This is a genomic window from Streptomyces sp. NBC_00203, from assembly GCF_045206325.1.
GTDB classification, from domain to species: Bacteria; Actinomycetota; Actinomycetes; order Streptomycetales; family Streptomycetaceae; genus Streptomyces; species Streptomyces lutosisoli.
In genome coordinates this window covers 476,776-497,140 of record NZ_CP108126.1, presented here as the reverse complement: position 1 = coordinate 497,140, position 20,365 = coordinate 476,776, and the positions used below count along the sequence as shown (strand labels likewise).

Annotated in this window: 19 protein-coding genes and 4 pseudogenes; 10 read left to right on the top strand and 13 right to left on the bottom strand. The window is 68.7% G+C overall.

What is annotated here, in order from left to right; all coding sequences use genetic code 11:
- The first annotated feature begins 35 nt into the window (after positions 1 to 35).
- On the top strand, positions 36 to 1,565 hold the full coding sequence (gene araA / locus OG975_RS02515; protein WP_406327047.1) for an L-arabinose isomerase: 1,530 nt from the start codon (positions 36 to 38) through the stop codon (positions 1,563 to 1,565).
- A gap of 31 nt (positions 1,566 to 1,596) precedes the next feature.
- The gene (gene araD, locus OG975_RS02510; RefSeq protein ID WP_406327046.1) at positions 1,597 to 2,322 is read left to right on the top strand and encodes an L-ribulose-5-phosphate 4-epimerase AraD; all 726 of its coding nucleotides are present in this window, start codon (positions 1,597 to 1,599) and stop codon (positions 2,320 to 2,322) included.
- Positions 2,323 to 2,327: 5 nt separating this feature from the next.
- Here araD and OG975_RS02505 read toward each other — a convergent pair whose 3' ends face one another.
- The 6 genes and pseudogenes from OG975_RS02505 to OG975_RS02480 form a co-directional block, all read right to left on the bottom strand.
- Entirely contained in the window at positions 2,328 to 3,407 is a 1,080-nt protein-coding gene (locus OG975_RS02505; RefSeq protein WP_406327044.1) for a LacI family DNA-binding transcriptional regulator, read from the bottom strand.
- 141 nt (positions 3,408 to 3,548) lie between these two features.
- A complete protein-coding gene (locus OG975_RS02500) occupies positions 3,549 to 3,920 on the bottom strand; it encodes a DUF2255 family protein (RefSeq protein WP_406327043.1) in 372 nt (123 codons plus the stop codon).
- A gap of 94 nt (positions 3,921 to 4,014) precedes the next feature.
- Positions 4,015 to 4,854 carry an SDR family oxidoreductase gene (locus OG975_RS02495; RefSeq protein ID WP_406327042.1) on the bottom strand — a complete coding sequence of 280 codons (840 nt, stop codon included), beginning with the start codon at positions 4,852 to 4,854 and terminating at the stop codon, positions 4,015 to 4,017.
- Between the two features lie 46 nt (positions 4,855 to 4,900).
- Positions 4,901 to 5,089: a hypothetical protein gene (locus tag OG975_RS02490; RefSeq protein WP_406327040.1), complete on the bottom strand. Its 189-nt coding sequence runs from the start codon at positions 5,087 to 5,089 to the stop codon at positions 4,901 to 4,903.
- Positions 5,090 to 5,449: 360 nt separating this feature from the next.
- Positions 5,450 to 6,061, bottom strand: a pseudogene (locus OG975_RS02485) (transposase); the annotation flags it as partial.
- 76 nt (positions 6,062 to 6,137) lie between these two features.
- Positions 6,138 to 6,770 (bottom strand): TetR/AcrR family transcriptional regulator, encoded by a 633-nt coding sequence (locus OG975_RS02480; protein WP_406327039.1) that lies wholly within the window; start codon positions 6,768 to 6,770, stop codon positions 6,138 to 6,140.
- Positions 6,771 to 6,871: 101 nt separating this feature from the next.
- Here OG975_RS02480 and OG975_RS02475 point away from each other — a divergent pair, with 101 nt between their 5' ends.
- Complete coding sequence (locus tag OG975_RS02475; RefSeq protein ID WP_406327037.1) at positions 6,872 to 7,786, top strand: NmrA family NAD(P)-binding protein; 915 nt, start codon at positions 6,872 to 6,874, stop codon at positions 7,784 to 7,786.
- Positions 7,787 to 8,018: 232 nt separating this feature from the next.
- Here the strand turns inward: OG975_RS02475 and OG975_RS02470 are convergent.
- Together OG975_RS02470 and eno are read right to left on the bottom strand one after the other, a co-directional pair.
- Positions 8,019 to 8,255, bottom strand: a pseudogene (locus tag OG975_RS02470) (transposase); the annotation flags it as partial.
- 236 nt (positions 8,256 to 8,491) lie between these two features.
- Positions 8,492 to 9,799 carry a phosphopyruvate hydratase gene (gene eno, locus OG975_RS02465; protein ID WP_406327035.1) on the bottom strand — a complete coding sequence of 436 codons (1,308 nt, stop codon included), beginning with the start codon at positions 9,797 to 9,799 and terminating at the stop codon, positions 8,492 to 8,494.
- Positions 9,800 to 9,962: 163 nt separating this feature from the next.
- Between eno and OG975_RS02460 the strand changes: the two genes are divergently transcribed.
- The gene (locus OG975_RS02460; protein WP_046930253.1) at positions 9,963 to 10,385 is read left to right on the top strand and encodes a MarR family winged helix-turn-helix transcriptional regulator; all 423 of its coding nucleotides are present in this window, start codon (positions 9,963 to 9,965) and stop codon (positions 10,383 to 10,385) included.
- 102 nt (positions 10,386 to 10,487) lie between these two features.
- On the opposite strand, the gene OG975_RS02455 is transcribed toward OG975_RS02460, so the two are convergent.
- Positions 10,488 to 11,021 (bottom strand): VOC family protein, encoded by a 534-nt coding sequence (locus OG975_RS02455; protein ID WP_406327033.1) that lies wholly within the window; start codon positions 11,019 to 11,021, stop codon positions 10,488 to 10,490.
- Positions 11,022 to 11,220: 199 nt separating this feature from the next.
- On the opposite strand from OG975_RS02455, the gene OG975_RS02450 reads away from it, so the two are divergent.
- A complete protein-coding gene (locus tag OG975_RS02450) occupies positions 11,221 to 11,472 on the top strand; it encodes a hypothetical protein (RefSeq protein ID WP_406327031.1) in 252 nt (83 codons plus the stop codon).
- A gap of 877 nt (positions 11,473 to 12,349) precedes the next feature.
- On the opposite strand, the gene OG975_RS02445 is transcribed toward OG975_RS02450, so the two are convergent.
- Together OG975_RS02445 and OG975_RS02440 are read right to left on the bottom strand one after the other, a co-directional pair.
- Positions 12,350 to 12,817, bottom strand: coding sequence for a MarR family winged helix-turn-helix transcriptional regulator (locus tag OG975_RS02445; protein WP_406327030.1), 468 nt, complete (start codon positions 12,815 to 12,817; stop codon positions 12,350 to 12,352).
- Between the two features lie 116 nt (positions 12,818 to 12,933).
- Positions 12,934 to 13,869 carry a helix-turn-helix domain-containing protein gene (locus OG975_RS02440; RefSeq protein WP_406327029.1) on the bottom strand — a complete coding sequence of 312 codons (936 nt, stop codon included), beginning with the start codon at positions 13,867 to 13,869 and terminating at the stop codon, positions 12,934 to 12,936.
- Between the two features lie 115 nt (positions 13,870 to 13,984).
- Between OG975_RS02440 and OG975_RS02435 the strand changes: the two genes are divergently transcribed.
- The 5 genes and pseudogenes from OG975_RS02435 (at position 13,985) to OG975_RS02415 (ending at position 17,436) form a co-directional block, all read left to right on the top strand.
- Complete coding sequence (locus tag OG975_RS02435) at positions 13,985 to 14,767, top strand: MBL fold metallo-hydrolase (RefSeq protein WP_406327027.1); 783 nt, start codon at positions 13,985 to 13,987, stop codon at positions 14,765 to 14,767.
- 36 nt (positions 14,768 to 14,803) lie between these two features.
- Positions 14,804 to 15,451 carry an NAD(P)-dependent oxidoreductase gene (locus tag OG975_RS02430; protein WP_406327026.1) on the top strand — a complete coding sequence of 216 codons (648 nt, stop codon included), beginning with the start codon at positions 14,804 to 14,806 and terminating at the stop codon, positions 15,449 to 15,451.
- A gap of 238 nt (positions 15,452 to 15,689) precedes the next feature.
- Positions 15,690 to 15,998 carry a GNAT family N-acetyltransferase gene (locus OG975_RS02425; RefSeq protein WP_406327024.1) on the top strand — a complete coding sequence of 103 codons (309 nt, stop codon included), beginning with the start codon at positions 15,690 to 15,692 and terminating at the stop codon, positions 15,996 to 15,998.
- A gap of 73 nt (positions 15,999 to 16,071) precedes the next feature.
- Positions 16,072 to 16,441: pseudogene (locus OG975_RS02420) on the top strand ((4Fe-4S)-binding protein).
- Between the two features lie 74 nt (positions 16,442 to 16,515).
- Positions 16,516 to 17,436 carry an NADP-dependent oxidoreductase gene (locus OG975_RS02415; RefSeq protein ID WP_406327022.1) on the top strand — a complete coding sequence of 307 codons (921 nt, stop codon included), beginning with the start codon at positions 16,516 to 16,518 and terminating at the stop codon, positions 17,434 to 17,436.
- An 84-nt stretch (positions 17,437 to 17,520) separates the two neighbouring features.
- Here OG975_RS02415 and OG975_RS02410 read toward each other — a convergent pair.
- Positions 17,521 to 18,194 (bottom strand): annotated as a pseudogene (locus OG975_RS02410) (LLM class flavin-dependent oxidoreductase); the annotation flags it as partial.
- A 427-nt stretch (positions 18,195 to 18,621) separates the two neighbouring features.
- On the bottom strand, positions 18,622 to 20,232 hold the full coding sequence (locus OG975_RS02405) for an oleate hydratase (RefSeq protein ID WP_406327021.1): 1,611 nt from the start codon (positions 20,230 to 20,232) through the stop codon (positions 18,622 to 18,624).
- Between the last annotated feature and the right edge of the window lie 133 nt (positions 20,233 to 20,365).

Here is a 20,365-nt window from a genome sequence, read left to right as displayed (position 1 = left end):
ACCCACGTGTGCTCACGCCCGAAAGGAACCCCGTCATGACGACACCAGCCCAGACACCAGCCCAGACACACGCCGGCCAGGAGATCTGGTTTCTCACCGGCAGCCAAGGCATGTACGGCGACGACACCCTGCGCCAGGTCGCGCACCAGTCCCAGCAGATCGCCGAAAGACTCGACGCCGCCCCGGAGATTCCCCTGCGGGTCGTCTGGAAGCCGGTCCTCACCGACGCCGAGTCGATCCGGCGACTGTGCCTGCAAGCCACAGCCTCCGACGCGTGCGTGGGCGTGATCGTATGGATGCACACATTCTCACCGGCGAAGATGTGGATCGCCGGGCTCAGCACACTGGACCGGCCGGTGCTCCATCTGCACACCCAGTACAACCTGTCGCTGCCCTGGCCGAGCATCGACATGGACTTCATGAACCTCAACCAGGCCGCCCACGGCGACCGCGAGTTCGGACACATCGAGGCGCGGCTCGGCGTCCAGCGCAAGATCGTCGCCGGTCACGCCACCGACCCCCGGGTCATCGGGCGCGTCGCCGCCTGGTCCCGGGCCGCCGCCGGCCGCCAGGCGGCACGCACCCTGCGCCTCGCGCGGTTCGGCGACAACATGCGCGATGTCGCCGTGACCGAGGGCGACAAGGTCGAGGCACAGCTGCGGTTCGGCTACTCCGTGAACACCTACGGAGTCAACGACCTGGTCGCCGTCGTCGACGCCGTCGAGGACAAGGAAGCCGCCGAACTCGCCGCCACCTACGTCGAGTCGTACGACATGGTCCCGGCCCTGCGCCCCGGCGGCATACGCCACGACTCCCTCCTGTACGCGGCCCGCCAGGAGTTGGGCCTGCGCGCCTTCCTCACCGACGGCGGATTCACCGCGTTCACCACCAACTTCGAGGACCTGGGCGGGCTGCGCCAACTGCCCGGCCTGGCCGTCCAGCGGCTGATGGCCGACGGCTACGGATTCGGCGGCGAAGGCGACTGGAAGACCTCCGCGCTGCTGCGCACCATGAAGGTCATGGGCCTCGGGCAGCCCGGCGGCACCAGTTTCATGGAGGACTACACCTACCACCTCGGCCCGGGCACCCCCCGCATCCTGGGCGCCCACATGCTGGAGGTCTGCCCCACCATCGCGGCCGACCGCCCCAGTTGTGAAATCCACCCCCTGTCGATCGGCGACCGCGAGGACCCTGTCCGGCTGGTCTTCGACGCGGCCCCCGGCCCGGCCCTGGTGGTCGGTCTCGCCGACCTGGGCGACCGGTTCCGGCTGACCGCCAACACCGTAGACGTGGTCCTTCCCAGCCAGCCGCTGCACCGCCTCCCCGTGGCCAGGGCCGTATGGGAGCCACGTCCCTCGCTGGCCGAGTCGGCCGAGGGCTGGCTGCTCGCCGGCGCCCCCCACCACACCGTGCTCAGCTCCGCCGTGGACATCGAGACACTGGCCGACTTCGCGGCGATGACCGGCGTCGAACTGCTCACCATCGACGAGCACACCACGTCCGGACAGCTCGCCAAGGAGGTGCGGTGGAACGCCGCCTACCACCGCCTCGCCCAGGCTCTGTGACACCCATGAACAGCGCTGAAGGAGAAGACCGATGACCGCCACTGTCCGCGACGGCCTGCGGCAAGAGGTACTGGACGCGAACCTGGCGATTCCCCAGGTCGGCCTCGCCACCCTGACCTGGGGCAACGTGAGCGGAATCGACCGGGAGGCGGGGGTCTTCGTCATCAAGCCCTCCGGAGTCCCGTACGACGACCTCACCGTCGACCACCTGGTGACGGTACGGCTGTCCGACGGAGCGGTCGTCGCGGGCGACCTGCGCCCCTCCACCGACACCGAGACCCACCGCTGCCTGTACCTCGCCTTCCCGTCCATCGGCGGGGTCACTCACACCCACTCCACCCATGCCGTCGCCTTCGCCCAGGCGCGCCGGGACATCCCCGTCCTGGGCACCACCCACGCCGACACCTTCAACGGCCCGATCCCCTGCACCCCCGACCTCACGCCGGAGCAGTGCGCCAAGGCCTACGAGTACAACACCGGTCGCGTCATCGTGGACATGCTCAAGAGCGACGACCAGAAGGCCACCGAGGTCCCCGCCGCCCTCGTCGCCAACCACGGCCCCTTCACCTGGGGGGCCACCGCCCGCAAGTCCCTCGAACACGCCATCATCTGCGAAGCCGTCGCCGACATCGCCATCCACACCCTGGCGCTGGCCCCGGCAGGCCCGCCACCCCCTCACCTGCTGGACCGGCACTACACACGCAAACACGGCCCCGACGCGTACTACGGGAACCCGGAGATGGCTGCCTCCGGCTGAGCTGATCAGCGCTGGGTGGAGGTACGTCCGTTCGACGGCGACGGAGGCGCCGTCGAGGCGCGGACGATGAGGTCGACCGGCGGGTCACTCGCCGCCAAGGGGTCGGCCTGCGGGTTCTCGATGGCGTGCACGAGACGTTTGAGTCCTTCCTGGGCCACGGCGTCGAACGGCTGACGCACCGTGGTCAGGGGAGGAGTCACAAAGGCGGCGACCGGGATGTCGTCGAAACCGACGACGCTCACGTCCTCGGGCACCCGCCGGCCGGCTTCCGTCAGCGCGCGGATCAGCCCGATGGCCATGTCGTCGTTGGCTGCGAAGACCGCCGTCACGTCGGGGTCGGAGGCCAGTTCGCGGCCCGCCGCATAGCCGGAAGCGGCCGACCAGTCGCCCTCGACGACCGGCGGCTCGTCCCGGCCGTGTGCCGTGAGTGCCGCCCGCCATCCGTCGAGACGGTCCCGGGCGGCGTACCACCGCTGAGGACCGGCGAGGTGGTGGACGGTGAGATGTCCCAGGTCGAGCAGATGCTCGGTGACCGTCCGCGCCATCTGCTCGGCGCCGACCCCCGCGGCCAGCACCCTGGGCGCGGCGAATGGCGGTGGCGCGCCGCAGACGAGGACCGGCACGTCGACGCGGAGGGAGCTCTCTGTCCCGTCCCCGTCCCCGCCCTCGTCGATCGGCTCGGAGATGACGATGCCGTCCACACCCTGGTCCAGGAGCGAGTCCACGGCGCCGGCGATGCCCGTCGGGTCGCCTTCCACGGTGTTGACCACACGCAGCGCGTATCCCGTGTCCCGGACCGCCCGCTCGACGCCCATGAGCAGCGACGCGGGCCCGTACAAGGCGGTGCCGAGCGTCACCACACCGATGGAACGTGTCCGGCCCGAGGCGAGCGCGCGCGCCGCGTTGTTGCGTCGGTAGCCGAGTTCCTCGGCGGCCTTGAGTACGCGTCGTCGTACGTCCGCGGAGACGTACGCCTCGTCGTTGAAGACCCTCGACACCGTCTTCTGGGAGACCCCTGCCAACTGGGCCACGTCCGCGCTGCGCGGCGGGGTGGAACTCCTGCCCCGCCCTGTCTCCCGCGTCATGGTGCCTCCCGATGGTCATACGCCCGAGCCCAATGGTCTCAGACACCCCCATCTCACCGGCATCGCCGAACAAGTCCGCGGCGCCATGACCGTCAGCGGGTACTTGAGGACTTCCCGGGCCAGGCCTGCCGGTCGTGTGTCTCAGCGGGGGACGAGCTTGAGCGTCGACTCGCGCGACTGCGCGGTGAGGACGTGCTCGACGATGCTGGTGTAGCGCCCGTACTTACGGCGGTAGGCGGCGTCGACCCCCGCGTACTCGCCTGGGTCCGCCTCTTCGAACGTGACGTCCTTGTTCACCCCGCCCGCGTGGATACGGCCCTGGTGGCGGGTCTGGATGCCGCGGAACCAGGGGCCGCCCCGGCCCTTGACCGAGCGTACGTACACGCTGTCGCCGTCGCGTACGACCCACATCGTCACCCGGTCCCGCAGGGTGCCGTCGCCCCGCTCGGACTCCAGGTCCAGCTCCTCGGCCGAACCGATCCGGTCGAGCTCGCCGTCGGTCCACTCGGTCACCCCTCTGCCTCCTTCGTGATCTGTGTGAGCTGCGCCATCGCGCCCATCCATGCGGGTCGGCCCTTGCCGATCCGCGGTCGATACCTTTCATCCATCAGGGGGTCGTCAGCTCCCCGACACGAAGGGCGGAGGTCACGCCGCCGTCCATCAGGAGGTCGGTCCCGGTGATGAAGCCGGCCTGCGGACCAAGAAGGAAGGCCGCGGCGTCGCCGACCTCGTCGGAGGTGGCGAACCTCTTGGCCGCGCAGACCTCGCGCACGTGCTCGAACCACTCGCGGCGCGGGCCGGACAGCTCGTCCAGGGCCAGCGGAGTGATGATCACGCCCGGGCTGATGGCGTTGACGCGCCCCCCGCGCTTGCCCCACGCAGCGGCGGCGGTCTGCACGCGCAACGAGTTGGCGCGCTTGGACAGCGCGTAGGCGTGGACGGTGGTGCCGATCTGGTCGGACTTCAGGAAGGGCAGGGCGAGCAGCTGGTCGGTCGGGGTGGTGGCGAGCGCGTGCTCGATCTCGCGCTCGTAGGGGCTCTCCCGGTGTCCGGCCATGCTGGCGACGACGATGCCGGCCCCGCCGGGTGCGACGACCCGGGCGAACGCGTCGAGCACGTAGGCGGTGCCCAGCAGGTCCACATGCAGAATCCGCTCGATGCCGGCCTGGGTGGGCGACACGCCGGCGGCCTGGATCACATGGGTGACCGCGCCCATCCCGGCGGCTGTGGCCGCCAGCGCCTCGACCTGGGCCGGATCGGAGATGTCGGTGGCCTGGGTGGCCACCTCGAATCCGTCCCCGCGCAGCTGTTCGGCGGCGGCCTTGGTCGCCTCCTCGCTGTGGGCGGCGAGCAGCAGCGTACGGCCGGATCCGACCCGGCGGGCGATGGCCTGGCCGATGCTGCCAGGGCCGATGACGACGACGATTTCCTTGTTCTGCTCGCTCATGCTGTTCGGACCCGTCTCGATCTGTTCGGGTGGTGATGCGGCCCGGTCACCAGCTGGTGCCGACCGCGCGAAGCGCCAGCCATTCCTGCTTCGGCTGCACGTACCCGGATCTGTGGGTGAGGGTGAAGCCCTCGTCGAGCAGGTCTTCGGGAGCGTCGGTGTCGTCCTCGATCAGCGCCCGCACGTGCGCGTGGAAGGCCCGGACGACCTCGTCAACGTCCTGCTCGACCGCCATGGAGTGGTGCTCCGCTCCTCGGGTGGGAATGGGTGACGCCGTCCAGCCTCGCGCCTCCGTCTGCCTTCTGGCAGGCCGCAGTGAGCCGGGGAGTGACAGGGCCCCTCATCACTCCGCGCCTCACCCGGTGATCATGAAACGCATGCCCACTGACTTCTTTTGCTTCCGCCGAGGTTTTCGCACGTCAAGACGGTCGTCACGATCCCCTGGTCAGACCTGTCCTATGGTTTTGGCCCAAGTCTTGTGGTGGTGCGTCAGCGCTCAGCGGATCACGTGCCTGATCTGCGACAGCGAGCCGCCGGTCTCCGCCGTTCAAGCCGCCGGGGTGAGGAACTGGTGGCCGCCACGCAGCGTGGTGCGCCGTGTGCGCAACGCCCGGAGCGCGTTGCGCTCCACCGCAGCCACATTCCGCAGCGTCGCCTGGGCGATGGCGGCGACCTCGCCGGTCAGCCGGTCGATGTCACCCAGCGCCTGACCTGTGCGTCGGCGCAGGGTGCGCGAGATCTCCTTCGCCCGACGCCCGGGCGACCGGCGCCGGTCTCGGAAACGAGTGCGCTTGGCAGCACCGGCGGCCTTGATCCGGCGCACCAGCCGGCCTAGCTTGCGTACCCCGTGCTCCAGCAGATCGGCATCGGTGGGGTGGTCGATGTCGGCTTCGATCACGGTGGTGTCGATGCGCAGTCTGCGGCACCGCAGCAGCTTGTCCTCGACCAGCTTGCCCAGCAGTGCGGCGTTGCGTTGTTCCACGGTCTGCGGGCCGCTGCGGCGCATGAGTTTGATCAGAGGGCGCCAGCTCAGCGAATCAGCGACCTCGCGGCACAGGGTCTCGTACCCGAGCTGGTAGCGGTGCTTGAGATACAGCAGCCGCAGTAGCGTCTCGACCGGTACCGACGGGCGGCCCAGCCGCTCGGTGAACACCACTCGCCAGGGAGCGATGAACTGCTCGTCTTCCAGGAAGGCGTCGATTGTCGCGGCCACCGACAGGCCCGCACCAGCTCTCCCCACAGGTCAACGCAGCGGCAGACTCGACTCCTTCAGGAGCACGTTGCTAGAGCCGTCCGGCTTCGGCGAGGGCCAACAGGTCGTTCGCAGCCTCCTGGGAGCGGATTCGGATGGCGGCCGGGTCGGGGAGCGGTCCGCCGAGCAGGGCGGTGTCCACGATCTCCGCCTGGAGGAGGGCGGAGAAGACGTGTGCGGCCCGTGTGGGGTCGCTGACCTTGGAACGCAGCTCCTCCGGCCAGTGGGACAGGTGGCGCTTGAACAGGGCTATGCGGTCTCCGAGGATCTCCTGTTGGTAGCGGCGGCCGAGCTCGGGGAAGCGCTGCGCATCCCGGGCCACCACCCTGAACAGCGCCAACTGCTGCTCGGACAGGATGTGTTGGAGAAGCTCGCAGCCCGCTTCCGTCAGGCCCTCCAGGGGTGGCAGGTTCAGCCATTGCGGGTCTGCGGTCTGCGCGGAGGTGTCGCAGGCCTCCTGGATGACGGCGACGAAGAGATCGTCCTTGCTGTCGAAGTGCCGGTACAGGGTGGTGATGGACACGCCCGCGCTCGCGGCGATGCGGTTGACCGAGCTCCCGCCGTACCCCTCTTCGAGGAAGGCCGCGAGTGCAGCGTTGATGATCGCCTCGCGCTTGCGCGTCATCAGTCGCGCTTTGGGGTCGTTCTCGGCCCAGGTCCGCACGGTTCCCTCCGGTCTCCAGTTCGACTTGACAGAGCATACGACAGCGATGACTATCGTGTCATACGAAAGTGATTGCTTTCGTATGAGGCAAGGAGCGACAGATGCGGAATACAGGCACCCCGCGGGTGCTGGTCCTCGGTGCCACCGGCCGCACCGGATCGGCGGTCGTGAAGGCACTGGAGGCGACACCCGGTCAAGCGGTCCCCGTGCGAGCTTCACGCAGCGAGACGACCGTCGAGCAGTGGATCAAGGAGGGGAAGGAAGCGGTCCGCATCGATCTCGACGACCCCGACACCTTCCCCGGCGCGCTGGAGGGCATCGACCGGGTATTCCTGATGACCGGCTACACCTCGGCGATGAGCCACCAGACCAAGACCCTGGTGGACGCCGCCGAGGACGCCGGCGTCAGCTTCCTGGTGCACCTGGGCGTGTTCAGCGACAAACGCTCCACCGACCCGCACTTCGCGTGGCACGAACTGGTGGAGCGCTACATCGCGGGTTCCAAGGTGGCCTGGGCGAATGTGCATCCGCATGTGTTCATGGAGAACCTGCTGGGCATCAACCGGCTGCGGGACGGCCAGATGGTGTGGCCGATGGGCGACAAGCAGGTCGGCTGGATCGCGGGCGACGACATCGCGGCGGTCGTGGCCAAGGTCCTGGCCGAAGGCCCCGACACGCATGCGGGCAAGGACTACTACCTGTCCGCCGATCTCCTCAACGGCGCCGAGGTGGCCGAGGTCCTCACCGCCGCCCTCGGGCGAGAGATCCCCGCGCTGGTCCTGACCCCGGACGATCTGCAGAGCATGATCGATTCCGGGCTGGACACCGCGCCCGCCAACATGGACGCCGCGTACGCGGCCAGCACACTGATCTGGGCGCGACAGACCTACGAAGGCCGCTTCGACTACTCCGCGGTCACCACCAGCACGGTCGAGGACCTTCTCGGCCGTGAGCCCATCCACCTCGGCTCATGGGCCACCGCACACCGTCAGGAACTGCTCGACCAGCTCTTCTGACAGCTACGGCAGAGCTCCTACGACGCGGGCGTCGTTGTGGCCCGCCCTCATTACCGCGCGGCCGGTTTCTTCGACCGCTTGCGGTGCGAGGGCCGGTCGTGTGGCCGATCAGCGAAGGTGAAGACCGGCCAGCCGCCGTCTCGGCAGCTCCCCGACCACTCGCGCCAGCTGTCCCGAAGGCCACAGTGTTGAGCTGTTCCACGGTCTGCGAGCCGCCGCAGCGCATCATTTAGATCAACAACGTTGGGTACGGCACAGGGGAGCTCAGGGAAATACAGCAGAACCGCCGCCAGCTCAAGAGTCCGCGACCTCCCGGCACAGCACTCGTAGCGAGCGTGAGATACAGCAATCGCAGCAGTGTCTCGACCGGCACCGAAAGTCGGCCCGGCCGCTGGGCGAACACAGCCCGCCATGGGGCGATGCACCGCTCGTCGTCCAAGAACGCATCGAACCTGGCTAGGTGCGCGGGGTGCAGGACACCTGGAGGGAGATGCTGTTGGAGCGCCGCGGCAGCTGCCGGTCGAGGCAAACCCGACTTCTTCAGGGGCAAGTAGCTAGCTGGCTCCATTCGGCCGGCCATGCCGACCGGTCCGGGAAGGCGCAGGTCACACGGGGGTGATCAGCCCAGGAAGATTTGTCTCCCCGGCACGCGAGCGGGCCCCCGATCGTGATCGGGGGCCCGCGTAATCTACCTCTGCCTGCTGATCACGCCCGACGCAGTACGGAGCGGCCCGCGAAGCGCGCCGAGTCGCCCAACTCCTCTTCGATCCGGATCAGTTGGTTGTACTTCGCCGTGCGGTCGGAGCGGGAGAGCGAGCCGGTCTTGATCTGACCGCAGCCGGTCGCCACCGCCAGATCCGCGATGGTGGTGTCCTCCGTCTCGCCCGAGCGGTGCGACATGACAACCGTCCAGCCCGCCTGGTGGGCCGTGGCCACCGTGGCCAGCGCCTCGGTCAGGGTGCCGATCTGATTGACCTTGACCAGGACCGAGTTGCCGACGCCGGTGCGGATGCCCTCGCGCAGCAGCGTCTCGTTGGTGCAGAACACGTCGTCGCCGGTGAGCTGACAGCGGTCGCCGACGCGGGCGGTCAGCTCGCGCCAGCCGTCCAGGTCGTTCTCCGCCATTGGGTCCTCGATGGAGACGACCGGGTAGGCGTCGATGAGCTTGGCCAGGTAGTCGGCGTTCTCGGCGGGGGTGCGGCGCACTCCCTCGCCCGCGTAGTCGTACACCCCGTCGCGGAAGAACTCGGACGACGCCGGGTCCATGACCAGGCCGATGTCCGTGCCGGGGCGGTAGCCGGTGCGCTCGATGGCGGTCATCACGAAGTCGAGCGCCTCCTCAGCGGTACGCAGCGCGGGCGCGAAGCCACCCTCGTCGCCGACGCCCGTGGAGTGCCCGGCGGCCAGCAGATCGCGCCGCAGGGTGTGGAAGACCTCGCTGCCCATGCGGACGGCTTCGGCGAAGGTGTCCGCGCCCACGGGCGCGATCATGAACTCCTGGAAATCCAGCGGATTGTCGGCGTGGGCGCCGCCGTTGACGATGTTCATCATCGGCAGCGGCAGGAGGTGGGCGTCGGCGCCGCCGAGGTAGCGGTAGAGGGGCTGGCGGTGGGCCGCCGCGGCGGCCTTGGCGGCGGCGAGGGAGACGCCGAGGATCGCGTTGGCGCCGAGCCGGGACTTCGTGGCGGTGCCGTCGAGGGCGACCAGCGCGGCGTCGAGACCCGCTTGGTCCGCCGCGTCCCGGCCGCACACGGACGCCGCGATCTCCCCGTTGACGTGGGCCACCGCGCGGTCGACGCCCTTGCCGTGCCAGCGCGCGGAGTCTCCGTCGCGCAGTTCCACCGCCTCCCGGGCACCGGTGGAGGCGCCGGAGGGGACAGCCGCGCGCCCCAGGGACCCGTCCGCCAGGACTACGTCGACCTCGACCGTGGGGTTGCCCCGGCTGTCGATGATCCGGCGGGCGGTGACGGTCTCGATGGCGGCGTTGACGGTTCCGACTGCCTTTACGGACATGGGAGTCCCTTCCCGTTGTCGTGTGCCGTGGCCCCGGCTGCGACAACGCTGGCGCTGAGCCCGACAACACCAAACTCTACAGCAATGCTGCTCAGTTTTGCTGTACAGCATTGCTGTGCAGGTCAGGTGCACAGCAATGCTGGTCAACGGGCTAAAGTGCCCTATGCCCACCTCGGAAGCCGCCGCCATCGCCGCCGAACTGCGCACTGCGATGGGCAAGCTCACCCGACGCGTCAAACACGAGGACCGCATCCCGCTGGGCCAGGTCGCCGTGCTCGGTGCACTCGACCGCGACGGCGCCATGACCACCAGCGACCTCGCCGCCGATCAGCGCGTACGCCCTCAGTCGATGGCCCGGGCGGTGGGGCTGCTCATGGAACAGAACCTGATCACGCGCCGGGCGCACCCCACGGACGGCCGCAAGTCGCTGGTCGAGCTGTCGGACGCGGGCCGGGCCGCGCTCGAAGCGGAGCGCGGCCGCAGGGTCGGCTGGCTCGCACAGGCCATCGAGGCCGAACTCACGGATGAGGAGCGGGCGTTGCTGGCACGGAGCGCCGCCCTGCTGGAGCGGCTCGCCACACGCTAGTAGGGCGGGGCCATTGAGCGTTTTCCAACTTCAAGCTGCCGAAGCAAGCTGGAAACGCGCATTGGCTACCGGTCTGGCGCATGCGAACCCCGACGTCATGGGTCAGTTGGTTGTCCTGACGGGTGCACTGCTGCGCCCGTGGTGTCGACCGCTGAGCTCGGCGTCGAGTGTCTCCTGAGCCACGCGCATGGCCTCGGCGTACACGGGGTCCTGCAGCCGCTTCCACATGTCGTCCTCAGAGACGTCCTCAACGCGGCTGACCACCCACCAGATGTTGCCGAAGGGGTCCTTGATGCGCCCTCCGCGCTGTCCGAAGGCGTCATTCGCCAGAGCGGTGACGACTTGGCCGCCGGCTTCGACGGCTTGTGAGAACGTCTTGTCCGCATCGGCGACGAATACGCGCAGCAGGCTCGGCATGGTTGGCCAGTCCGCGTGCCGGTCGAAGGCCAACACAATGGTGTCGCCGACTCGGATCTCACCGTGACCGATCAAGCCGTCCTCGGTCGGCACCCGCCCGAGTTCCTCGCCGCCGAACGCCTGGGTGACGAAGTCGAGGAAGGCCCCCGTGTCGTCGGTGACGACCCAGGGCGCAACGGTCGTGTAGCCCTCCGGCGCGACGTTGGTCTGCTCAGTCATCGCGGTCCTTTCGCTGATGTTGGTGGCAGGCAGCGACGATAGGCGTGAGTTAGGTCAGCTCCTGTCCTAGACAACAGGGAGCTTGCGTCACAACCAGTGCTACCGCACGACTGCTTGCGCTGGTCTTGCCAGAACCCGCCATGGGCCCCTGATCACGTCAGCGTGACGTTGGAAAACGCTCATTGGATACCTTGCCGTCATGTCTCTTACTCCAGACGATGAGATCCGCAGCCGTGAGGAATTGGTCGTCTTCGTTCGCAAGCTGCACCAGGACTTCCAGCAGCAAGGCGATGCGTGGGAGAACAACACACTCGGCAACTTCCTCGAAGCCCTCGCCGCGTGGGTGGACGACTCCCCAGGCTGGTATCAGAACTTCGGCAAAGAGCTACCAGCAGGCGGTGACTGGACCTTCATCGCCCGCGCGCTCCAAGCGGCGAAGATCTACGAGTAGTCCATAGCCAGACTTGCGTCGGCTTACCTCGTGCCAACTCATGCCACACCACAGAGGTTGAGCCAGAGCCCTTGACTGGCCCCATCTGGCCTCGTTGGCGGAGCCGGGAACCAGTCGACTGCCGATCCAGGATCCATTTGTTGATCTGTCAGACAGTTTCTCCGGCCAGTGCCGGTGGGCACCTCAAGGCCCGATGTGCTGTGCTTGTGGCGCGCTTGTGGTGGTCAATTTCCCCCGCATCAGGCGATCTTGGGCTGGCAGGATCGGGTTATGTCTGCTGATCCGTTGCTGGTCCGTGCTCGTGGTCGGTGGGAGACGCTGGCCGCCGTACCTGTGTCGTTCGCGCCCTCCGGGGGGTTGACCGTGGTGACTTCGCCCGGATCAGGTCTGTGCCTACCCTCATGGGTCGGCTTGGTGGTGCTGGGTGACGCTGCCATAGCCACTGTGCCCACGGAGGATGCTGCCCGGGTGCTCCGCCGTGTGCTGGCTGCGGTGCCCGTCGGCTCGCTTACTCAGTCCGCAGGGATCCAGGTCGTGACGCCGGTGGCCGAGACACTCGGTCCGGCCGCTTCGGCGTATGCCTCCAGGGATGGCTTTCGGCCGTCACCCGCCCACGCCGGGTGTGGGTATTCCTGCGCCGACGGCGTGTGCGGCGAGACGCTCAAACGGGACCGGCGCTCCTTCGCGTCGACAGGTTCGTCGAGCGCGCCTCATGCCCCGAGGCCCCGTCCCGCGTGGAGTGCTCCCTCACCCTGCTCGGCCGCTCACTCGTCGAGCATCCGTTGCCGCTCGCGCGGTGGACCGCTCCGCACGTCGACGGCATCGGGGGTGCGCCTCCACAGCCTCAGGTCATGCCCTTCCTGCCCCCCCCGGTCGGTCAGTCGGGCTGCTTCTCCATGTGGTCCAGGACCCGTTTCGAGATCTGGGCGAGTGTGCTGAGCTCTTCCGGGGTCAGGGCGTCGATGAACAGTCGGCGGACGTGCTCGACGTGTATGGGGGCGGCTTCTTCGATCGCCTTGTAGCCGGCCGGGGTGGCGACGATGAACGCTCCGCGTCCGTCGTCGGGGCATTCCTCCCGGGTCACCAGTCCGCGCTTCGTCATCCGCGTGACCTGGTGGGACATCCGGCTCTTCTCCCACTCCACCAACTTGGCCAGGTCCAGGAAGCGCATGCGCCCGCCGCCTGTCTCGGTGAGATTCGCGAGCACGATGTAGTCGGAAGCCGACATTTTGGAGTCGGCCTGAACGCGCCGGGACAGCCGGCCGATGAGCGTCTCCTGCATGCGGATGAAGCCGTCCCAGGCGGACTTCTGTTCCGGGGTGAGCCAGCGCGGCGTCGCGTTCATGGAACGAGTCTAACGAGATCGTTGACAGCTCATCTACTTGCGTTGACGTGGTGGATCCGCTCGATGCCCAGGTCATTCGGCTGCATCAACGCAGGATGACGCGCCGCCCGGCGCCCTCAGTGCCCGCCGGGCGGCGCGCCGTCGCGATGCTCGCGGCGGAAGTCGCCGGGCGTGGTGTCCGTCAGGCGGGTGAAGAACTTGCCGAAGTTGGTGGGTTCGCTGAAGCCCAGCCGGTGGGCGATGACGGCCACCGGGTCGTCGGTGTGGGCCAGCAAGCGCTGGGCCTCCAGCGCGACTCGGGCGTCGATGAGCTGTTTGACGGACTGTCCGGTGGCCGCGAGGCAGGCCCGGGTGAGGGTCTTGACCGTGTACCCGAGGCGGTGGGCGTAGTCCTCGGCGCGGCGTGTGGTGGCGTACGACCGCTCCAGTTCGGCAGTGAAACGGGTGTAGGTCTCGCCGCCGCCCGCGCCGGGATCCGTACCCGCCGGGTGCGGCAATCGGTCGATCTGCAGCAGCACCGTGGCCATCAGGAACTGCAGGATTTCGCGGGAGACGGTGCCGGCCGGGCGGGTGTACTCGGCGGTCAGCTGGGCGAGCAGCGTGGAGAGTGTGGCGTACTCGCGGCCGGCTTCCAACTGTCGGCAGACAGGGCCGTGCCAGGCCGTGAGCAGGCGTTCGGCTCCGGTGAAGCGGGGCGGGAAGGCGGGGGTGAAGAGCAGATGCGTGCCGTTCATCGTGCCGGCGGGGCCGAAGCGCTGTACCTGGCCCGGCCGCACCCACAGCAGCGTTCCGGGGCGGCAGGGGTGGGTCACGAAGTCGACGGTGTGTTCCCCGCTGCCCTCGGTGATCAGTGTGAGGGTGTGGAAGTCGACCCGGTGGACGCGTTCCAGGACGGTGTCCGGCATCCTGTGGCGCAGCGCGGCCAATGCCAGGATCTCGAAGCCGGTCACGGGCGCAGCCGGCGGGTTGAAGCCGAATCCGGGGATCGGCCCGTCGCCCTCCCGGCCGACACCGGCCGTGTTGCGCGTGACCGCCACGGTGTTCTCGCTCATGTCCGTTTCTGACCATCAGGGGTCTTCAGCGTATCTCGCCTGCCTGTGCCTTTGCCTCCAGAGTGGAAGGGACAGGAAACACCAGGACGTTGAAACACCACAGGGAGCACTCGCCATGCACGGCACCGTCACCGTCATCGACAAGGGCCCGGTCCGCATCCACAGCTACATGGCCCCCGACGACAGCCTGAACGTCACCACCCAGCTGATCGAGACCCCGGGCCGGATCATCGCCGTCGATGCCCAGTACGCCCTTGGCTACGCCGACGAGGTCGTCGCCTACGCCCAGGGCCTGGGCAAGCCGCTGGACCGGCTGATCATCACCCACGCCCACCCCGACCACTTCCACGGTGCCGCCCGCTTCGGCGCTCCCGTGCACGCGCTGCCCGTGGTCCGCGACCAGATCGCCTCCCATGGCGATGGCCAGGACCCGACCGGCACCGTCATCCCGGCCGCGGACATCACCCCGACGGTCGAGATCATTCCGGGGACCGAGGTCATCGACGGTGTGCCGTTCGTCTTCGAGGCCGTCACCGGCGGCGAGGCCGCCGACGAGCTGGTCGTCAGGCTGCCCGAGCAGGGCGTCCTGGTCGCCCAGGACCTCGTCTACCACCGCACCCACCTGTTCCTGGGCAACAACGACCTCGCCGGCTGGCGCAGTGTCGTGGACACCCTGGCCGCCGACACGTCGTACGACACGATCCTGGCCGGACACGGGCTGCCCGCCGGGCCCGAGGTGTACGCCGAACTCCGCCAGTACCTCACCGACGCGCACGAACTGCTCGGCGACGACGGCGAGACGTACAAGAAGGCGATCCTGGAGCGCTACCCGTCCTACGGCGGCCCGTTCCTGATCGACATCGGCAACCAGTACCTCTTCGGCGCGCAGGGTGCCTGAACTCCCGTAGGCGGTCAGTCGGTAAGGAGAAGAACCATGAGCGGGATCGTCGTGTTCGGAGCCGCCGGAAACTCGGGCTCCCGAGTCGTCGCCGAGGCCGCCGCGCGTGGCCACGAAGTCACCGCCGTCGCCCGCGACACCGTCCGCCTCGGCCTACTCCCCGACGGCGTGCGGGCGGTGGCCGCGGACGTCACCGACCCCGTCGCGGTCGCCGCCCTGGCCAAGGGCGCCGACGCTCTCGTCCTGACCGTCGGCGGACCTGACGCCCAGCTGTACACCGACGCCGTGGCCGCCGTCGCCGCCGCGGTCCGTACTCTCGGCCAGGCAGGGCGGCCCCGGATCCTTCACATGGGCGGCGGCGCCAGCCTGCTGAACGAGGACGGCGTCCGCTTCTACGACGCACCGGGCTTCCCCGAGGAGTTCAGGCCGTACGCGATCGGCCAGATCCAGGCGCTCGACGCCTACCTCGCCCTCGGCGACGACGGCACCTGGACCTACCTCTCCCCGCCACCGGTGCACTTCGCGCCCGGCGAGCGCACCGGCTGCTACCGCACCGGCCTCGACCATCCGGTCACCGGGGACGACGGCCAGGCCCGTGTCTCCTACGAGGACTATGCGGTGGCCCTCGTCGACGAGATCGACAAACCCCAGCACCTCAACCGCCGTTTCACCGTGGGCTACTGAGCCCGGGCAATGGTTGCAAGCTCTCACTGCCGAGTGAAGGAGGCCAACCGCTGCCTTTCGAGACGGGTCGCCGGATTTCCGGCGACCCGTTTTCGGCTCGCTCAGGCATCGTGCTCCAGCACGATTAACCCGTTTGCAGTGCGAATAAGTTGATGCATCAACTGGATGGGGTTAGTCTTGATTCAGACCGGCCGGACTCCCGTCGGATCGAGCGGGATCAGGTCCACGAGGAGGACAGATGGCAGTGGAAGTGAGTAACGTTCCCGAGGCCAAGCGGTACGAGGCCCGGGTCGACGGGGAGTCCAAGGTCGCGGGTGTCGCGGAGTACATCCGTACGACGGAACTCGTTGCGTTCGTACACACCGAGGTCCCCCCGGAGTATGAGGGCAGGGGAGTCGGGTCCGCGCTGGCCCGCACCGCCCTCGACGAGGCGCGCGCCTCGAACCTGCGAGTGCTGGCCACCTGCCCCTTCATTGCGGGCTGGATCGCCCGGCACCCCGAGTACCAGGACCTGCTGTACCAGTCCCGCAGCAAGGTCAGCGACTGAACGGCCGAGCACGGCAGTGAGGGAGACCGGTATGAGCGGCAGATCCTAGAAGAAGGCGTACGAGGGGCAGTCGATCACGGTGACCTTCGAGGCTGGGCGCTGCCTGCACGCCGCCGAATGTGTCCGTGGTCTGCCCGAGGTGTTCGACACGGCCGAGCGACCGTGGATCCAGCCCGACAACGCCACGGCCGATCGCCTGGCCGAAGTGGTGCGGCGCTGCCCCTCGGGCGCACTGCAGTACCAACTCGCGGACGGCGGGACGGAGACCCCCGGACCGGCCCACGCGGATCACGCGCGGTTCCACCGGACAGCTGACCATGCGCGGCGAGTTGAGCGTGGACACGCCGGAAGGCCTGCGCGCCGAGACCAGGGTCGTGCTGTGCGGCTGCGGGCAGAGCCGCCTTCAGCCGTATTGCGACCACTCGGGGCCCTGCGGTCAGTGACGTGACCGTGCGCCCATTCCATCCGCTCGCAAGTAGTCGTCCCCGAGAAACCACAAGAGCTTGGAGCCGAGCAGATGTCCCTTGCAGTGCAGTTCTCCGAGTACGGCGGCACCGACGTGCTGCGTGTCGTCGATGTTCCGCCGCCCACCGCCGGCCCCGGCCAGGTACGGCTCGCGGTGCGGGCCGCGGGTGTCAATCCGATCGACTGGAAGATCCTGCATGGCTACATGAGCCAGGTGATGCCCCTCGACCTTCCGGGCGGCCTCGGGTCCGACGTGGCCGGTGTGGTCGACCAGGTCGGCGAGGGCGTGACCGCCTTCAGCGTCGGTGACGAGGTGCTGGGGGCCTCCATCACCCCGTCCTACGCCCAGTCCGCGCTCGCCGACCCCGCCGCGCTGGTCGCCAAACCGGCCCCCGTTCCGTGGGAGGTGGCCGGGACTCTGGCCGGCCCGGGCATCACCGCCGTGGAGGTGCTGAACAAGCTGAAGGTCGCCAAGGGCGAGACGCTGCTGATTCATGCCGCCGCCGGTGGCGTGGGCACGTTCGCCACGCAGCTGGCCGTCGCCCGTGGGGTGCGCGTCATCGGCACCGCGAGCGAGCGCAACCACGAGCAGCTCCGCTCCCTCGGCGCGGAACCGGTCACCTACGGCGAGGGGCTGGTCGAGCGCGTACGGGCCATCTCCCCCCAGGGCGTCGACGCGGTCCTCGACGCCTCCGGCCGCGGTGAGATCCCGGACTCGATCGAACTCGCCGGCGGCCCGTCGCGCGTCCTCTCTCTCGTGGCCTTCGACGCGGCCGACAGCGGTATCCAGATCCACATGACCGAGCCGGGAGCGGGCGGCCCCCAAGCGCTCCGGGACATCCTCGCCCTCATCGAGGCAGGGCAGCTGCGGGTGCCGATCTGGCGGACGTACCCCCTCGACGAGGTGGCGGCCGCGCTGGCAGTGAGCCAGTCGGGGCACCTGGGCGGCAAGCTCGTACTGCTCCCTGCATAGAGCCGGACAGCCGCACGGCCTGACATCCGAGCCGCCGCACTGCCGACGGCTCGGACGCCTGTGAACTCCTGGTTCGTCGGCCGCCTACCGGACAGCAGCCGTGACCAGGGACCGATGGGTCGGCGCCTCCGGCACATCGGCCGGACGGCCCTTCGCGAACTCCTCGCGCAGTACCGGTACGACCTCCTCGCCGAGCATGTCGATCTGCTCGAGCACGGTCTTCAGCAGCAGCCCCGCGTGGTTCACCAGGAACAGCTGCCGCTGGTAGTCACAGGCGTACTCGCGGAAGGTCAGCGTCTTCTCGATGACCTGCTGAGGCGAGCCGACGGTCAGCGGTGTCTGGTCCATGTAGTTCTCCAGGGACGGCCCATGTCCGTACACCGGCGCGTTGTCGAAGTACGGCCGGAACTCCCGTACCGCGTCCCGCGAGTTGCGCCGCATGAACACACGCCCGGCGAGCCCGACGATGGCCTGCTCGGGCGTGCCGTGCCCGTGGTGCGCGTACCGCGTGCGGTACAGGTCGACCAGCCGCTTGACGTGGTCGGCCGGCCAGAAGACGTTGCTGTGGAAGAAGGCGTCGCCGTAGTAGGCCGCCTGCTCGGCGATCTCGGGGGAGCGGAGGGAGTCGTGCCAGACGAACGGTGGTACACCGTCCAGCGGCGGGGCGTTGACGTGAACGACTGCAGCGGCGTACGGAACTTGCCTTCCCAGTCGACGACGTTCTCGTGCCACAGGCGGTGCAGCAGTGCGCAGTTCTCGGGCCGGTGTTGCCGCGGCCCATCATCACGAGTGTGATGCCCGCCGGCCGGGGCGGGACGGGGTTCGCGTCGCCCTACGGCGGAGTCACCCTGCGCGGGAACCCATGGAGCAGACGACCACCAGCCTGTACCCGGTCACCAACCCCGACTGCCACGCCAAGGATCGACAGAGGATGCATGGCCTGGCTGGGGCGTTGGCTCGCCGGTCCCGCCGCCACTCCGGGGGGTGGCTCGGCCGACCTGACGGAGCCACGGCCGGTCGAAAGCCTCACTGACCTTCTCCCGGATCCGGACGAGCCCTCATTCCCGCAGGTTCGCAGTCAGGCAGGATGCGCAGGGCCTTGTCCGGCCTCCCTGGAGTCCGAGCGGACTCGGCGGCTGTGTTCCCTGCCGGCGGACTGGAGCGCGTCGGTGATCTCGCTCTGGGCTACCGGCGGTGCATGGTCTCCAGAGCGGCGGTCAGTACGTGGGGGTCATGGTGGCCCTTGTAGACCTCCGGGGGGCGCTTGTCCAGGTTCAGGAGCTGCGCCACCGCCGTCCAGGCGGTTCGCACGGAGTACTCGACGGTGAAGACGACATCGTCGGGCACCTCCGCGAACTGCCCGATGAAGGCCAGGTTCACCGATCCCTCGGGCACCACCCGGGGCCGGTCGCCGCCGCGACGGGCCAGGAACTGGCTGGTGATGTACGGCATCACGCACGGCACGACGGTGGAGGTCTCCAGGACCCGGGCCGCTGTCCGCTCGTCGAACGGGAGGTGGTGCAGGACCTCTTCGAGGATCTCCCGGCCGGAGCACATGGTCATCGGCTTGGGCGTGTGGTTGCCTGCGCGGCCGGGGAACAGGCCGTAGCCCCACCAGACGGAGACGTCCTCGGGCTGGTCCCGGTAGACGGGCTGTCGGTTGGCGACGATGGTGAGCAGCCAGTTGGATTCGGTGAAGGTCATCAGGCCGCCCTTGCCGGCCGGACGGCGGCTGAACTCCTCGAGGGCCTTCAGGAAAGCGGGGTCTTTCGCGGTGACCGTGAACGACTCCCAGCGGGACGCCTTGACGTCCTTGTCGAAGACGGCCGGGTCGCCGAAGTCGTCGCGTCCGCGGGCCAGCCGGTGCCACAGCAGCCAGGCGTCCGAGCGATGCGGAGCCGGCGGGGGTGCCGAGGTGTGCGAGCCGAGGCTGGAGGCATCGGTCATGGACCCGTTGGTGACGAGGACGAGGTCCTCGGGAGTGACGGCGATCTTCTCGTCGTGGCCGCCCCGGCTCAGGTAGAGAATCTCGACTGTGCCGCTGTCGATTCCCGGAGTGAACCCGAGGTCGATGACACGGCAGCCGGTGTGGACGGTGACACCGCGCTCGCGGAGCCAGGTCGTCAGCGGCCGCACGATGGAGTCGTACTGGTGGTAGCGGGTCCGGTGGATGCCCGACATCGTGGCGAACCCGGGGAAGAGGTGGATGAAGCGCCTCAGGTAGCGGCGGAACTCGATCGCGCTGTGCCAGGGCTGGAAGGCGAAGGTGGTGCACCACATGAACCAGAAGTTGGTGGTGAAGAAGTGTTCGCCGAAGCAGTCGGTGATCCGCCTGCCGTCCAGGCGCCCCTCGGGGGTGGCCAGGCAGCGGATCAGCTCCAGCCGGTCGCGCTCGGAGAATCCCATCGAGGTCGTGTCGAGGATCTTGCCGTCTCCGTCGACGAGACGGGCGATGTCGTCCCAGGCGAACTCCTCGTGTCCGGCCAGGATCTCCTCGGTCACGGAGACGGAGGGGTCGTCGAGGGTGGGGATGCCGGACAGCAGGTCGTACGTGCAGCGGAACTCGGCCTCGAACATCCGCCCACCGCGCATGGTGTAGCCGGCGTCCGGCGTGCCGGCCGCGTCCAGGCTGCCGCCGACGGTCCGCTGTTCCTCGAAGAGGTGGATGTCGGATCCTTTGAAGCCGCCGTCGCGGATCAGGAACGTGGCAGCGGCCAGCGCCGCGATTCCGCTGCCCACCAGATATGCCTTGGCCATCACACAACTCCTCGTTCTCGCAGGTCGATCGGGAATCACTCATCCCACGGTCTTCGTCGGCCCGGGGTTCCGCAGTGGGCCGTTGGTCACCTCATTGGTCCGGACGGCCCTCGACGTGGGTTTCGGCGGTGTCCGCCTTGCAGGTGGAGGGCAGGACGGCGGCCCGGTCGGT